This window comes from Pseudomonas sp. m6p (assembly GCF_055760375.1).
On sequence record NZ_CM147084.1, the window covers coordinates 1271597 to 1285766 of the forward strand.

The window sequence follows — 14170 nt, forward strand, 5'->3', positions numbered from 1 at the left end:
CAATTACGGTTTCTCTTGATACCCGCTCGAACAGCTGGGCGTCTACTGTCAGATCTGACAGGTAGCACAGCAATAAAAAACCCGGAAGCTTTCGCTGTCCGGGTTTTCAGATGAAGCGGCGATCTTGCTTTTAGCGGTTAAACCGCTCCACCAACGAATACTGCGTGTTGGCAGTCTTGGTCAGCTCTTCACTCAACAACGCCGAGTTATGCGCCTGTTCCGAGGTCTGGTCCGCCAGTTCCGAAATGTTACTGATGTTGCGGCTGATTTCTTCGGCCACGGCACTTTGCTCTTCGGTCGCGGCGGCGATCTGGGTGGTCATGTCGGTGATGTTGGCCACTGCTTCGCTGATGCCGACCAGGGCCTGATCCGCTTCCAGTACCCGCGCCACACCTTCTTCCGCCTGGCGATGCCCGGCCTCCATGGTTTGTACGGCGCTGGATGCAGTTTGTTGCAGCTTGGCGATCAGGGCGTGGATCTGGCCGGTGGATTCGCTGGTGCGTTGTGCCAGTTGGCGGACTTCGTCGGCGACCACGGCAAAACCACGGCCCATCTCGCCGGCACGTGCGGCTTCAATCGCAGCGTTGAGCGCGAGCAGGTTGGTCTGGTCGGCGATGCCTTTGATCACGTCGACCACGCCGCCGATTTCGTCGCTGTCTTTAGCCAGCTGGGTGACGGTCAGGCCGGTTTCGCCGACCACAACGGACAAGCGCTGGATGGCTTCGCGGGTTTCCCCGGCGATGTCGCGACCGCGACCGGTCAGGCGGTTGGCTTCTTGTGTCGCGTCAGCAGTGCGCTGTACGTGGCTGGCCACTTCCTGGGTGGTGGCGGCCATCTGGTTGACGGCGGTGGCGACCTGTTCGGTTTCCACGCGCTGACGTTCCAGACCGCTGGAGCTGTTGTGCGCCAAGGCGTCGGACTGTTTGGCCTGATCGGTCAGGTGCTCGGCGGTGTCCTGCAGACGGGTCAGGCAGGTTTTCAGGCGCGCTTCCTGGCTGAGGATCGACATTTCCAGACGCGCCTGGGCGCCACGGCTGTCGGTGTACATCTGCGCGATCAGCGGGTCGGAGGTGGTCTGTTCGGCCAGGCGCAGCAGGCGCTTGAGTCCGCGTTGCTGCCATTGCAGGCCCATCAGGCCCAGTGGTACCGACAAACCGGCCGCGAGGGCAAAGCCCCAGTGCGAGTTCAGCGTCGCACCGATCACGAAGCTCAGCTGGCTGACCAGAATGAACGGCAACCAGTCCTGCAGCACCGGCAGCCATTTGTCGCTGGAAGGGATCGCCGACTTGCCCTGGTTGATGCGTTGGTAGAGCGCTTCAGCACGGCGGATCTGTTCGGCGGTGGGTTTGATCCGCACCGACTCGTAACCGACCACCTGATTGCCGTCGAACACCGGTGTCACGTAGGCGTTCACCCAGTAGTGGTCACCGGATTTGCAGCGGTTCTTGACAATGCCCATCCATGGCAAGCCTTGTTTCAGTGTGCCCCACATGTGCGAAAACACCGCCGCCGGCACGTCAGGATGACGGACCAGGTTGTGCGGCGCACGGATCAGTTCTTCACGCGAAAACCCGCTGATTTCGACGAAAGCGTCGTTGCAGTAGGTGATCACGCCCTTGGCGTCGGTTGTGGAAATCAACCGCTGCTGAGCCGGGAAAGTCCGTTCGCGTTGTGTAATGGGCTGGTTGTTACGCATGGTTTTTCAATCCGCAAGGCTTTGAAAGGTTGTCGGCGCTGTCAGGAAATTATTGAAGTTTTTTTTCAGATATCAGCACGGCGTCGCAAAACCGCGCTTGCTTCAACCGGCGAGCATCGGATAGGTGAACAGCGAAAAATGCAGCAGGTTCAGCCCGAAGTGCGTGGCGATCGCCGCCGCAAGCCCACCAAAGCGGTAGGCCAGACCATAGCCGACACCCGCCAGACCCGCCAGCAGCACCCAGTGCCAGCCGGCACCCACATGCGCCAGGGCAAAGAACAGCGACGCCAGCAGCAGAGCGAGGTTGTCGCCATGGGGCAGGTGCTTGAACAGTCGACTCAAACCGCCCTGTATATAGCCACGAAACAGTGCTTCCTCGACCAGCGTCACCAACAGCAGATTGTTCAGCAGCCACACCCACGCCTGATCAGGCCACTTCGGCGCCCAGGCAATCATCCCGAATAACAGTGCGCCACCCAGGGCCAGGGTTGCGCTCAACATCAGGCCGAGGACGCTGGCGTATACCGTCAGACGCAGCGAGCGGGCGGCGACGATCCACGGACAGGCCAAAAGCAGCCAGAAGCCGATCAGCGGTTTGTCCAGATTCAGGTACATCGCGAACGGCACGGCGTCATCGGTGAAACGCATCTTCGCGATGGCCCGGCCATTATCGAACCCCGGCAACCAGTGCAGCGCCAGCGACAGGGCGAGGAAAACAAACACAGCGTGGCCGAGCAACCGCGCCACCGGCACCAGCTGTTGGCGCACGGCGAAACCGGCCACCAGCAACAGTCCGAAGGAGATCAGCGCCAGCCAGCCGAGTTGGCCGAAACTCAACGCCAATCCGTAACCGAGGCTGAGAAGTGCCAGATAGGGCCATGGCAACGCCTTCATCGAAAGTCCTTGTGCAGAATTTTGTGGAAGGGCTTTCTACACGGGTGAGGGCGTGGGGACAAGTAAAGCTGTGGCGGGAAACTATGACACGCCGCAATCCTCCCTGTAGGAGCTGCCGCAGGCTGCGATCTTTTGATCTTGAAAAGCCAAAGTCAAAAGATCGCAGCCTGCGGCAGCTCCTACAGGGTTTTGTGTGTGGCTGAGGATCAGCGCAGGTTGAGTTTCGCGGCGGCGCGTTCGGTGATCTCCGAGCGCAATTTCAGCGACGGCGCAGCACGCAGGCGGGCCTCGTCGACAATCGCGCTCGGCGCGCTATCCGGACTGCCCGAATTGAACGGCGGCGCCGGCGCATATTCCAGTTGCAACTGAATCAACTGCGCCGCCTCGGCCCCCACCAGTTCAGCCGCCAGCACCAACGCAAAGTCGATGCCTGCGGTAATCCCGCCACCGGTAAACAGATTGCCGTCGCGCACCACCCGGTCCTGCACCGCAATCGCGCCGAGTTTCGGCAGCAGTTCGTGATAGGCCCAGTGGGTGGTTGCGCGTTTGCCTTGCAGCAGACCCGCCGCGCCCAGCACCAGCGAACCGGTGCACACCGACGTTACATACCTGGCCTGCGCCGCCTGACGCTTGATGAACCCCAGCGTCTGCTCATCTTCCATCAACGGCCCGACCCCGGCGCCGCCGGGAATGCAGATCACATCCAGATCCGGGCAGTCCTCGAAGGTGGTGGTCGGTTTCAACAGCAGGCCGGTGCTCGCAGTGATCGGCACCAGATCTTTCCAGATCAGATGCACCTGCACGTCCGGCAGTGAGGCCAGTACGTCATAGGGACCGGTCAGGTCGAGTTGCTGCACCTGCGGAAACAACAGAAAACCGATCTGCAACGTCATGGGGTTTTTCTCCATTTGAGGGGTGGACGGCTTCACTGTAGGCGCGTAGGTTCTGGCGTATACGCCAATAACCCCACGAATTACGCCATATGCCCAAAGCCATTCACGTACTCGCGTTCGCCAACATGCAGATCCTCGACGTCACCGGCCCTCTGCAAGTATTCGCCTCGGCCAACGACATCGCCCGCCAACGCGGCTTGCCGGTGCCGTATGCGCCGTCGGTGATTGCTCGCGAGGGCGGGGCGGTGGTGTCCTCGGCGGGGCTGGCGGTGCTCGCCGAACCGTTGCCGCAAGACGCCAGCGACACGCTGATTATCGCGGGTGGTTGGGGGATCTATCCGGCATCCGAAGATGAGTCGCTGGTGGATTGGGTACGCGAGCACGCAGCGAAATGTCGACGCGTGGCCTCGGTGTGTACGGGGGCATTTCTACTGGCGGCCAGCGGCTGGCTCGACGGACGTCGCGTGGTCACCCACTGGACCCGTTGCGAACAACTGGCCCAGCAGCACCCGAAGCTGCAGGTCGAAGCCAACCCGATCTTCATCAACGACGGCCCGGTCTGGACCTCGGCCGGCGTTACCGCCGGCATCGATCTGGCGTTGGCGATGGTCGAGGAAGATCTGGGCCGCGACATCGCCCTCGACGTCGCCCGACATTTAGTGGTGTTCCTCAAACGCCCGGGCGGGCAATCGCAATTCAGCGTGACCCTGGCCCTGCAGAATCAGGGCAATCGCTTTGATGAGCTGCACGCCTGGATCGCCGAAAACCTCACCTGCGACCTCGGCGTCCCGACCCTGGCCGAACAGGCCGGCATGAGCGAACGCAGCTTCGTCCGCCACTACCGCGCCGACACCGGCCAGACCCCGGCCCGCGCCATCGAACTGATCCGCGTCGAAACCGCGCGCCGTCTGCTCAGCGACACCGGGCTGCCGGTGAAACGGATTGCGGCCAACTGCGGGTTTGGCAGTGAAGAAACGTTGCGCCGCAGTTTTCTGCGCGCGATCGGGGTGACGCCGCAGGCGTACCGGGAGCGGTTTTCGGTCAGTGCTGGCGAAGCAGATTCAGCGATGCCCTTGGGGGCAATTACCCGAACAGAACCTTCTGCCAATGATCTTCGCTGATGATCGCAATCGGCACGCCGCTGTCTCTCAGTTCAACGGCCTTCTTGATCTTGGTGCCGTAAGAGCTGTGAAGCCACTGATCATTGCCAATGCTGCCCACTACCAAATAGTGAATCTTTTTGCTGACGGAACCACCAATAAGGCCGCCGCGTTCGAGGATCTGCGACTCACATTCTTTACGTGGCCCATAGGCCATGACGCCTGTAAACAGGAAGACCCGATCAACCAGGCATAACTGTGGGGCAGGGTTGTCGAGAGGAAGGCTGGTCGGAGCGGCAAACTTTGTTGTTTGTGTTGGTGCGGTTGGCAGACCGGTGAACTGATGCAGCATTTCCAGCAGCTCCGCAGACTCGTCGGCGTCCAGAACTCCGTCGCTGAGCATGTCGGCAAGACGTCTGTAAAGGATGTTCACAACCGGATCGTCCAGGTGCACCAAATGGGTTTCAATCCAGGTTCTGAGAAACTCGGCTTCTTGCTGGTTGATCGTGCAGTCTGCGGCAAGCCCGGCGGCGATGCCGATGAGAGCATCCACCGAGCGCCGCTCGATTCTTGCCTGGTGAAAGAACACGCTGCTCTTAAATTCCTGATGCAAATCGACCATCGTTGCTTCTCCTTAAGCCTCGGCTTCCGCCACCTGATTGAAATACTTCGTCCGATCCGGGGTAAACGTCACCCGCATCTTCGTCCGCGAACAGGTCATCGAGCGTTCTTCACTCAGATCAATATCCAGGTCTTCGCCACGCAATCCTTGCCACTGCGCCAGGTATTTCAGCGAACCGTATTTCTCGTTTTTCTTCAGGCTGCGGCTGACGCCCCCTTTCCAGCCGAGGACCGGCAGTTCACCGGCGAGGCATTGTTGCGCGAGGTCGGGGAAGCGGCTGGCGCGCTGGCGGCCGATTTCCCAGCATTTGATCAGGCCTTTGTCGGCGGCTTCCCACAGTTGGGTGCGGGTCAGGCCGGTGCGCAGGGGCGTGGCGATGGGACGGTGGACGTGCTGGGTCATTCTGGTTCCTTGAATTCGGGTTTTATTGGACAGCTCCGCTGTGCCCGTTGCGGTGGATGGTAGGGGTGGATGTAACAGCTGGCAACAGGGTATTTCAGGGTGTAAGTGCAGGTTGCGGGGGAGGGATTTGCCTGGGTTTTGTTTAGAAGAAGCAGGAACAAACCACCCAAACTGTGGCGAGGGGATTTATCCCCGATCGACTGCGCAGCAGTCGCAAAGCCATGCAATGCGGCACTGTTGAACAAATAAGCAGGCAAAGAGCGGGGCCGCTGCGCAGCCCATCGGGGATAAATCCCCTCACCCCAGGAGATCTGATTCTGTTTATTTCTGTGTAGGGGTTAGCCCAGCGAAGCGTGCTGATGCGGCATATTTCCTACAGATACTGGCGAAATTACGGCTGCCACTCACCCTTCTCCCCACTCAAACGCCGATCGAGAAAACTCGCCGCACTGATCAATGCCAGATGCGTCAGCGCCTGCGGGGTGTTGCCCAGGTGCCGGCCATGGCTGTCGAACTCTTCGGCGTATAACCCTAGCGGGTTCGCATAACGCAGCAATTGCTCGAATTCCAGATGGGCCTTTTCCACCTGACCGGCCCGGGCCAGGCATTCGACGTACCAGAACGAGCAGGCGGCAAAGGCGCCTTCGGTGCCGGTCAAACCGTCAATGTTGGCGTCATCGTTGCGATAGCGATAAACCATGCCGTCGCGCACCAGCGTCTTTTCGATCGCTTCAAGGGTCGACAGCCAGCGCGGGTCCTTGGCGCTGACGAAGCGCACCAGCGGCATCAGCAGCATCGAACCATCGAGCGCGGTGCCGCCCTTGTACTGGACGAAATGCCCGCGCTCCTCATTCCAGAAGTTGTCCCAGATGTCGGCGTAGATCGCCTGCCGGGTCTGATCCCACTGGACGAACGGCGCCGGCAGCGAGCGTTTCGAAGCGAGTCGTATCGCCCGGTCCAGGGCCACCCAGCACATCAGTCGCGAGTGCAAGAAGTGATGCTGCTCACCGCGCATTTCCCAAATGCCTACATCCGTGGTCTGCCAGGTCTCACACACCTGATCGACCACTTCGCGCACATGGTTCCAGCCTTGGTGGGAAATCGCGTCGCCGTACTTGTTGACCAGATAAACCGCGTCCATCAACTCGCCAAAGATGTCGAGTTGAATCTGGTCATACGCGCCATTGCCGATGCGCACCGGTTGCGCGCCGCCATGGCCGCAGAGATGCGAGAGTTCGGTTTCCGGCAGTTGCTGACGACCGTCGATGGCATAGAGGATGTTGAGTTTGGTTGAATGCCCTTGGCAATCGCTGACCCGCCCGCGCAGCCAGCCCATGTAGGCGTTGGCCTCGTCGACAAAGCCCAGGCGCATGAACGCGTAGACGGTGAAGGAGGCGTCGCGGATCCAGGTGTAGCGATAATCCCAGTTGCGCTCGCCGCCGGGGGTTTCCGGCAGGCCAAAGGTGGCGGCGGCGAGGATCGCGCCGTGCTTGCGCGAGGTCAGCAACTTCAGCGCCAGTGCCGAACGATTGACCATCTCCCGCCAACGCCCGCGGTAGTTGGACTGGCCGATCCAGTCACGCCAGAACTTCAACGTGCGCTCCAGGCACATTTTCGCGCCGTCATCCTTGAAACGCGGATCGTCGGCGCCACCGAGAACAAATTCGGCGTGCTGATCCTGTTTCAAACTGAAGGAGGCAACGGCCGACTCGCCATCGATGTGCAACGCCTGATCCGCCACCAGCCGCAGTGAGGGCTGACCCTCGGCGCTGAAAATCACCGATTGTTGATCCATCTGCGCGCGGGTGTTGGCACGCGCGTAGTCATGGCGCACCGCGCAGCGCATGTGAAAGGTCGCTTCACCGCTGACCACCCGCACCCGGCGCATCAGCAGCGGCAGGTCATCGACACTGTCGCCGATCGGCAGCAAGTCAGTGATTTCCACCACGGCCTGTTCGCTGAGCCAGCGCGTCTGCAGCACGTTGGTGTCCGGCAGATAGATTTGCTCGCGCCGGGCATCGGGCAAGTCCGGGGCGAGCTGGAAAATCCCTGCCTCGGGCGTGTCGAGCAGCGAACAGAAGATCGACGGGCTGTCGAATTCCGGCCAGCAGAAAAAATCCACGCTGCCCCTGTCGTTGACCAGCGCGGCACTGCGCAGGTCGCCGATGATGCCGTGGGCGTCGATCGGGCTTTGTCGTTCAGGATGATGCTCAGCCATTGCCGCGAAACTCCGGATAAAGACTCATGCCGCCGTCGATGAACAGGGTGGTGCCGACGATGTAATCGGCGGCGTCGGAAGCGAGAAACACCACCGCGTTGGCGATGTCCTCGACATCGCCGATGCGCCCGTACGGAATCAGCTCCAGCAGTTTTTCACCGGCAGCGCCTTCGGTGGCGTCCTGGTTGATCGCCGTGCGAATCGCTCCCGGCGCGATGCCGTTGATGCGAATGCGCTGCGGGCTGACTTCCTGGGCGAGGGTTTGCATCAACTGATCGACGCCGCCCTTGGACGCCGCATAGTTGACGTGCCCGGCCCACGGGATGCGCTGATGCACCGAACTCATGTGAATGATCTTGCCGGCGGCGCGGGACACGCCTTCACGCACGCCCTGACGGTTGAAAATCCGCAACGCGGCGCGAGCGCAGAGGAACTGGCCGGTGAGGTTGACGCCGATCACCGTGTTCCAGTCTTCCAGGGTCATGTCCACCGCCGCGGCGTCCTTTTGCAGGCCGGAATTGGCCACCAGAATGTCCAACGCACCAAAGGCCTCGAGGGTCTCGGCGAACAGCCGTTCGACTTCATCTTCCTTGGAAATATCGGCGCCGATGGCCAGTGCCTGACCGCCGTCGGCGATGATTTGCTGCGCCAGCGCTTGAGCAGGTTCGGCCTGACGGTGGTAATTAATGACGACGGCGGCGCCGGCAGCGGCCAGCGCTTTGGCGGCGGCATGGCCGATGCCGGAACTGGCGCCGGTGACCAGTGCCACTTGGCGGGCGAGGGAAATCTGCATGCTCGAAATGCCTGGGTTAAGGGCTCAGTCAGCTGACCCATGGCGAGCTGCGAGAGTTCATCCGCATGCATGAAAAGATCGACACGTTCAGACGTGATAGCGGCCACTGTGCCGGTGCCATTCAAGACTGCCGGAGACCCAGCTTTTTATGCCGGTCAGAAAACGCTGCAGCAGCGGCGATGCATCCGGCAGCACGGCTTGTTCCGCCGCTTCATACAGGTGCACGATTTCGTCATGAACGTGCGCGCACTTGATCATCGCTTGTCGGGGCGTGCAATTGTGTTCGCGAGCCAGTAACAGCGGCAGATTGAAATCGCCGATTGCGGCCTGATTTTCCTTGTGTGCGGAATACAGATCGTTGGCGACGATCGTGGCGCTGGCGGCCAGCGTGGTCACGCGCCGCACGGCAGGGGCGCTGTAGATGTGTGCTGGCAGTTCGTATCCGCCGATCACGTCGATCAATGACATGCAGGGTAAAAAGCTGTTGGTCTGGCGTTGAGCGAGATATTCCCAGATGGGTGGGGTCAATCCTTCCAGACGCCAGGCCGCTTCGGCAGTCATGGTGACAAACATGGCGATGATTTCGTGGCGTACCCTGGCCACTTGTACGGAAGATGCGAATGCCTGAACGCGGTCCATATAGGCGCGAAGCGCAACCAGTACCGGGTCACTGTTCAGTGCCTGATCAAGACCGCAACGAAAGCGAAAGGGCAGGTGCGCCGGCTCCAGTGCGGCCAGCGCCAGCGAAAGTCGGGGCCCTACCAGACGCGGTTCGGAGCCGGTTCGCTCGTCATCGCAGTAGTAATCATCCACGGCAAACAGGGCGGCGATGCACTGTGCCGAAAGCAGCAGGCGATCGGGATCGTGAGTGTCGGTATGGCAAAGCATGGCGAAGCGACCGAACCCCATGGCGCGGACCTTTTCGAGTTGTCCCGCAAATATGCCGACCTCCTTGACCCATGGCATAAGGCGATCTTCGACAGCTTCGGCCAGTGCCGTATCAATCCGAAACGGCGCCGGACAATACAACGGCGGGACGGCCCAGTGTGATCTTGCGTTTTTCCCAAAAGCATCAGGCATTGATCGTGCCGCTGACGCATCGCGGGCGGCCTCGAACCATTGCCTTACACCCCCAGTCCCGAACTGCTCGAACATCCGGCGAAACCAGATTGTGAACTGCTCGGGTGCCTGTTCGATCCGTTCGGTGATCTCCTCCAGCGACAGCCACTCCCAACTTTCGACTTCCTCGGGGTTGGCTACCGGATCGAGCTGGCTGAGGCCGGCAAACACGTGGTCAAATTCATGCTCGATCAGTTGATTGGAAACTTGCTCGTAATAGAGCATCGAGGCGACTTTCTGCAGTTTGCACGTCGTGCCCATTTCCTCCTGCAGTCGACGCAGGGCTGCGGCGGCCGTGCGTTCGCCAGGGCGAGGATGCCCGCAGCAGGTGTTGGTCCATAATCCGCCAGAATGATATTTGCCCAACGCGCGTTGCTGCATCAGCATCCGACCTTGTGAGTCAAAGAGCAGAATCGAAAATGCGCGATGGCGCAGTCCCTGGTGATGGACTTCCATCTTTGAGGCTACACCGGTCTGGCGATCCTTGGGCGATACCAGAATAAGCTGTTCTTCCATGACAAGGCTCCTTGGCGCGTGCGCTATGGGATAGTGCTCAAGAGCAGTTGCCCGTTCATTCGGGAGCGGTACGCCATTGAGTCAAAGCCTCATGAGAACTGCAATCGCATGAAAAAGCACCTGTAAAACCTGACAGGTGTGCGCGATTTTCGACTATTGGTTATGTGATTCCTGACGTCGGCGGCAATGCCATTGGTCTTGGGAAGAGATCCTCGGAGAGTGCCTGGAATCGCAAGGTGTTGAGTTTCGCGCCTTCACATTCCACCAACAATTCCCCGCTTCCACGCTCATCAACCTTTATGGCAACTTGGCGGCCCTTGATGAGGCTGCAACCCATGGCAAATCCCTACCGCGAATTATTCACCGCTCCCGGCGCCCGGGCTTTTGTTCTGGCCGGAATGATCGCGCGCATGCCGATTTCCATGACCGGCATCGGCGTGATCACCATGCTTTCGCAGCTCAAGGGCGGGTACGCGCTGGCCGGTGCGGTGGCGGCAACGTTTGCTCTGGCCACGGCGTTTTGCGCGCCGCAGGTGTCGCGGCTGGTGGATCGTTACGGCCAGGGCAACGTGCTGCCGCTGTCGGCGTTGATCGGTGGTGGGGCGCTGCTGATGTTGCTGCTGTGCACGCGTTTGCAGGCGCCGACCTGGACGCTGTTCATCTTCGCCGCGCTGGCCGGCTGCATGCCGAGCATGTCGGCGATGGTGCGCGCGCGCTGGACCGAGATCTATCGCGGCCAGCCGCAATTGCAGACCGCCTATGCGCTGGAGTCGGTGCTCGATGAAGTCTGTTTCATCGTCGGCCCGCCGCTGTCGGTGGGTTTATGCGTGGTGGCGTTTCCCGAGGCCGGGCCGTTGGCCGCGCTGTTGGCGCTGGCGATCGGGGTGACGGCGTTTGTCGCCCAGCGCAGCACCGAACCGGCGGTGCACCCGCAGGAGTCGCAGCATCAGGGTTCGATCATTCGCTCGACCGACGTGCAATGGCTGCTGGCGTTGATGCTCGCCATGGGCGTCATCGTCGGTGTGGTCGATGTGGTCAGCGTCGCCTTCGCCCAGCAGCAGGGTCAGCCCGCGGCGGCGAGCATCGTGTTGTCGGTGTACGCCATCGGTTCGTGTCTCGCCGGGATCGCGTTTGGCGCGATGCGTTCGAAACTGCCGTTGCCGCGTCTGTTCCTGTATGGCGGCGTGGCGACGGCGGTGACCACGCTGCCGTTGTTGCTGGCGAGCAATATTGTCAGCTTGTCGCTGGCGGTGTTTGTCGCGGGATTGTTCTTTTCGCCGACGCTGATCGTGGCGATGGCGCTGATCGAGCGTATCGTGCCGCCGGCCAAACTGACTGAAGGCCTGACCTGGCTGGTGACGGGGTTGAGTATCGGCGTGGCGATTGGCGCCGCCGGCTCCGGCGCGCTGGTGGATGCGTTTGGCGCACGCAGCGGATTCTGGCTGGCGATTGCGGCGGGGGCGGTGGTGTTGGCGTCGGCGTTTCAGAGTTATCGGCACCTGAAATAACCCTGCATTGATGAGCTGTTGTGGTGAGGGGATTTATCCCCGATGGGCCGCGAAGCAGCCCCAAATCCAGCCAGCTCTTTCCTTCAGAAGAAGCGTGCCGGGTCAGTTTGCGACTGCTGCGCAGTCGATCGGGGATAAATCCCCTCACCACAGAGTTATCCACACCGACAGCGGATGGGTCACCAACCCCGTCCCGAATTCACCCAGAAATTCACCGACAGTGACGTCGACACTGATTCCACCTGATGGAACCAGCCCTCCGGCAAAAACAGCAGATCCCCGGCTTCCAGCGTCACGCGCAGGAACGTCACATCGCGTGCCGCAGGAAAGCGCTCGTAGTCCGGCGCGTCGGGGTTGAAGTCGCAACCGTCCAGGCCACCTTTTGGCGCGGTCGACCAGGTGCCCAGCGCCTCGCGGTGATGTGGGGCGGCGAGGGTGAACTGCTTCTGGCCCCAGACCTGCGCGAACAAATTATCGGTGTCGTCGCGGTGCAGCGGCGTCAGCGTGCCTTTGGGGCCGATCCAGATGCGTGGCGGGATGAACAGCGAGGCATCGAAGTAGGGCGGGTACTTGATCTGCTGCAGCAATTGCGCCGGCAGGATGTTGTTGCCCATGTAGGCCGGTGGTTCGCCGTCAGCCCTTTTGACTGCCGGTTGGTCGAGTGAGGCAATGAACTCGGCCATGGACGTCGAGCGGAAATCACGTTCGGTGGAAAAGGTCTTCTTCACGTAATCGCCGTGGCGGGTGATTCCCTGCAGTTCAGCGAAATGCACCAGTGATTCCTCGCGACTGAGCTTGAACAGCGGCCAGTCCTGCAAGGCATTGCTGATCACCACCGGGATGCCGTTGGGCAAGTATCTGCTTTTGAATTCGCTGACCGACAATTCATCGCGCGCATGGCGCTCGATGCGGGTCTGCACCGGCAGCCCGGCGGTGAGTTGTTCGCTGAAGCGTGGCGGGGTCGGGTAGCGCTTGTTCATGTCGACCTTTTGCGCCACGGCTCCACCGTGCATCGCATGCTCGATGATCTGCGGCAGCAGCGTCGCCAGGCCCATGTTGCCGCCGATTTTCAGGCGTCCGCTGGCGAACAGTTCTTCGACATTGACCCGGCCGCCCATGATCCCGAGAAAATCACTCTCGGCGACTTCAATGGTCACGTCGGGGCTGGGATGGCGTCCGGGCGCGGTGCGACTGCTGGCCTTGACCTCCGACCAGTAGGCCTGCTGCGGGCCAAACACGAATTGGAAAACGCCTTCGATGCCGACGGCACCGGCGTTGGCGAACAACTTGCCCAGTATGCTCTGCAGGTCCACGGTGAATCCTCGTTATTGGTTTTGGCCTGAACAGTTAACGAGCGCCTGTTGGCGCAATTTACCGGTGCGCGACTAATTTGCCGGGGGCGTAATCCGTTTATCTCTACAGACACATTTTTCGAGGAAAGCCGGGTGAACAAGCTGACCCTGCTGTGCCTGCCGTACTCCGGCGCCAGCGCCATGGTCTATAGCCGCTGGCGGCCAAAACTGCCGCAATGGCTGCAACTGCAACCGGTGGAACTGCCGGGGCGCGGTGCACGTTTCGACGAGCCGCTGCACACGGATATGCGGGCGCTGGCGATGCAACTGGCCAAGGAATTGCGGCCCAATCTCAAAGCGCCGTATGCGGTGTTCGGCCATAGCCTGGGCGCGCTGCTGGCCTGCGAAATCGCTCACGCGCTGCGCGCATTGGGCTGTCCGGAACCGGTGGCGCTGTTTGCCTCGGGCACGGCGGCGCCGACGATGCGCGCCGATTACGATCGCGGTTTTGCCGAGCCGAAAACCGACGCCGAACTGATCGATCAACTACGCACACTCAACGGCACCAGCGAAGAAGTGCTGGCCAATGCCGAACTGATGAGCCTGACGCTGCCGATCCTGCGCGCGGACTTTCTGCTTTGCGGCAAATTCGAGCCGTTGCAGCGGCCGCTACTCAACTGCCCGGTGCACGTGCTGGGCGGCAAGGCGGATCGCGCGACCACCGAACAACTGATCGGCTGGAGCAAGGAAACCCGCGGCAGCTTTTCGGTGGACATGCTCGCCGGCGGGCACTTTTTCATTCATGAGCATGAAGCCAAAGTGCTCAAGGTGATCAAGGATCAACTGGAAGGGCATCATCGTCGGCACAACCTGGCCATCACCGCCTGATCCGCTCCCTGTAGGAGCTGCGGCACGCTGCGATCTTTTGATCCTGATCTTTAAAATCAAAAGATCGCAGCGTGCCGCAGCTCCTACAGGATTGTGCGATACGACTGAAATTCCCTGCTCTGCCTCCCGCCTGACAGTTGTTCTCATTCGCTAATTTTTCCGGTCTGCATTCGTTTTATAGGGACGACGTGCCTTTGTGCTTCCTGCCTACTGATCCGGATGCTGAGAA

General features: G+C 60.8%; 12 protein-coding genes. 3 read left to right on the forward strand and 9 right to left on the reverse strand.

Going from position 1 to position 14170, the window contains the following annotated elements; all coding sequences use genetic code 11:
• Window positions 1-130 precede the first annotated feature (130 nt).
• From ACYZUM_RS05965 to inhA, 3 genes are all read right to left on the reverse strand, one after another.
• Window positions 131-1696: a methyl-accepting chemotaxis protein gene (locus ACYZUM_RS05965; protein WP_003223402.1), complete on the reverse strand. Its 1566-nt coding sequence runs from the start codon at window positions 1694-1696 to the stop codon at window positions 131-133.
• A gap of 102 nt (window positions 1697-1798) precedes the next feature.
• Window positions 1799-2590: a CPBP family glutamic-type intramembrane protease gene (locus tag ACYZUM_RS05970; protein ID WP_108182184.1), complete on the reverse strand. Its 792-nt coding sequence runs from the start codon at window positions 2588-2590 to the stop codon at window positions 1799-1801.
• A gap of 206 nt (window positions 2591-2796) precedes the next feature.
• The gene (gene inhA / locus ACYZUM_RS05975; protein WP_108182185.1) at window positions 2797-3483 is read right to left on the reverse strand and encodes an isonitrile hydratase; all 687 of its coding nucleotides are present in this window, start codon (window positions 3481-3483) and stop codon (window positions 2797-2799) included.
• Between the two features lie 89 nt (window positions 3484-3572).
• On the opposite strand from inhA, the gene ACYZUM_RS05980 reads away from it, so the two are divergent.
• Window positions 3573-4604 (forward strand): GlxA family transcriptional regulator, encoded by a 1032-nt coding sequence (locus ACYZUM_RS05980; protein ID WP_108182186.1) that lies wholly within the window; start codon window positions 3573-3575, stop codon window positions 4602-4604.
• On the opposite strand, the gene ACYZUM_RS05985 is transcribed toward ACYZUM_RS05980, so the two are convergent.
• The 5 genes from ACYZUM_RS05985 to ACYZUM_RS06005 form a co-directional block, all read right to left on the reverse strand.
• Window positions 4567-5205: a BRCT domain-containing protein gene (locus ACYZUM_RS05985; RefSeq protein WP_108182187.1), complete on the reverse strand. Its 639-nt coding sequence runs from the start codon at window positions 5203-5205 to the stop codon at window positions 4567-4569. The two genes, ACYZUM_RS05980 and ACYZUM_RS05985, sit on opposite strands and share 38 nt — an antisense overlap.
• A 12-nt stretch (window positions 5206-5217) precedes the next feature.
• Window positions 5218-5607, reverse strand: a complete 390-nt coding sequence (locus tag ACYZUM_RS05990) for a hypothetical protein (protein WP_108182188.1) — start codon at window positions 5605-5607, stop codon at window positions 5218-5220.
• Window positions 5608-5998: 391 nt separating this feature from the next.
• Window positions 5999-7825, reverse strand: a complete 1827-nt coding sequence (locus tag ACYZUM_RS05995) for a glycoside hydrolase family 15 protein (protein WP_108182189.1) — start codon at window positions 7823-7825, stop codon at window positions 5999-6001.
• The gene (locus tag ACYZUM_RS06000) at window positions 7818-8618 is read right to left on the reverse strand and encodes a glucose 1-dehydrogenase (protein WP_108182190.1); all 801 of its coding nucleotides are present in this window, start codon (window positions 8616-8618) and stop codon (window positions 7818-7820) included. The genes ACYZUM_RS05995 and ACYZUM_RS06000 overlap by 8 nt, the downstream gene beginning before the upstream one ends.
• Window positions 8619-8705: 87 nt before the next feature.
• Complete coding sequence (locus ACYZUM_RS06005) at window positions 8706-10253, reverse strand: family 2 encapsulin nanocompartment cargo protein terpene cyclase (protein WP_108182191.1); 1548 nt, start codon at window positions 10251-10253, stop codon at window positions 8706-8708.
• A 335-nt stretch (window positions 10254-10588) separates the two neighbouring features.
• Here ACYZUM_RS06005 and ACYZUM_RS06010 point away from each other — a divergent pair, with 335 nt between their 5' ends.
• Window positions 10589-11761, forward strand: coding sequence for an MFS transporter (locus ACYZUM_RS06010; protein WP_086794924.1), 1173 nt, complete (start codon window positions 10589-10591; stop codon window positions 11759-11761).
• Between the two features lie 179 nt (window positions 11762-11940).
• Here the strand turns inward: ACYZUM_RS06010 and ACYZUM_RS06015 are convergent, their stop codons facing one another.
• Window positions 11941-13074 carry a cupin-like domain-containing protein gene (locus tag ACYZUM_RS06015; RefSeq protein WP_108182192.1) on the reverse strand — a complete coding sequence of 378 codons (1134 nt, stop codon included), beginning with the start codon at window positions 13072-13074 and terminating at the stop codon, window positions 11941-11943.
• Between the two features lie 132 nt (window positions 13075-13206).
• Here ACYZUM_RS06015 and ACYZUM_RS06020 point away from each other — a divergent pair, with 132 nt between their 5' ends.
• Window positions 13207-13941 (forward strand): thioesterase II family protein, encoded by a 735-nt coding sequence (locus ACYZUM_RS06020; RefSeq protein WP_142579799.1) that lies wholly within the window; start codon window positions 13207-13209, stop codon window positions 13939-13941.
• The last annotated feature ends 229 nt before the right edge of the window (window positions 13942-14170 follow it).

Excerpts from the sequence above, each read along its gene's own strand:
- ACYZUM_RS05965 (WP_003223402.1), bottom strand. The coding sequence starts at position 1,696 with ATGCGTAACAACCAGCCCATTACACAACGCGAACGGACTTTCCCGGCT.
- ACYZUM_RS05970 (WP_108182184.1), bottom strand. The coding sequence starts at position 2,590 with ATGAAGGCGTTGCCATGGCCCTATCTGGCACTTCTCAGCCTCGGTTAC.
- inhA (WP_108182185.1), bottom strand. The coding sequence starts at position 3,483 with ATGACGTTGCAGATCGGTTTTCTGTTGTTTCCGCAGGTGCAGCAACTC.
- ACYZUM_RS05980 (WP_108182186.1), top strand. The coding sequence starts at position 3,573 with ATGCCCAAAGCCATTCACGTACTCGCGTTCGCCAACATGCAGATCCTC.
- ACYZUM_RS05985 (WP_108182187.1), bottom strand. The coding sequence starts at position 5,205 with ATGGTCGATTTGCATCAGGAATTTAAGAGCAGCGTGTTCTTTCACCAG.
- ACYZUM_RS05990 (WP_108182188.1), bottom strand. The coding sequence starts at position 5,607 with ATGACCCAGCACGTCCACCGTCCCATCGCCACGCCCCTGCGCACCGGC.
- ACYZUM_RS05995 (WP_108182189.1), bottom strand. The coding sequence starts at position 7,825 with ATGGCTGAGCATCATCCTGAACGACAAAGCCCGATCGACGCCCACGGC.
- ACYZUM_RS06000 (WP_108182190.1), bottom strand. The coding sequence starts at position 8,618 with ATGCAGATTTCCCTCGCCCGCCAAGTGGCACTGGTCACCGGCGCCAGT.
- ACYZUM_RS06005 (WP_108182191.1), bottom strand. The coding sequence starts at position 10,253 with ATGGAAGAACAGCTTATTCTGGTATCGCCCAAGGATCGCCAGACCGGT.
- ACYZUM_RS06010 (WP_086794924.1), top strand. The coding sequence starts at position 10,589 with ATGGCAAATCCCTACCGCGAATTATTCACCGCTCCCGGCGCCCGGGCT.